Origin of the sequence: Sinorhizobium sp. 7-81 (genome assembly GCF_030124405.1) — a bacterium.
Classification (GTDB): Bacteria; Pseudomonadota; Alphaproteobacteria; order Rhizobiales; family Rhizobiaceae; genus Sinorhizobium; species Sinorhizobium psoraleae.
The window spans coordinates 1-318 of sequence record NZ_JASKLT010000101.1; the positions used below are offsets into that span (position 1 = coordinate 1).

The 318-nt window shown below is 58.5% G+C and carries 1 pseudogene; it reads left to right on the plus strand.

From position 1 onward, the window contains the following. Positions 1-107 precede the first annotated feature (107 nt). A pseudogene (locus QN224_RS33690) lies at positions 108-318 on the plus strand (ISNCY family transposase); the annotation flags it as partial.

The following is a 318-nucleotide window of genomic DNA, read 5'->3' on the forward strand; positions in this document are numbered from 1 at the left end:
TGAACATCGAGCCGCATGAAGAAGCCGGATATACGTCAGCAGTTGTGACCATCAACCGGATTCAGCCAACCTGTTGCAATCGGGCGGGGTCCATATACGTCCACATATGGGGGTGGAACCCGAAGAAGTCGGTCTTGCACAAGACAATCAGCGCGATCCGGGCGGACACCTGGGAAGCGGTCAACAAATTGCTGCTGGCCAGCGCCCGACAAGAGAGGTTGGAAAGCGGCAAGGTCGTGCGTGTGGACAGCACCGTTACCGCCGCATCGATCCATGAGCCGAGCGACAGCAGCCTGTTATGGGACGCTGTCCGGGTGA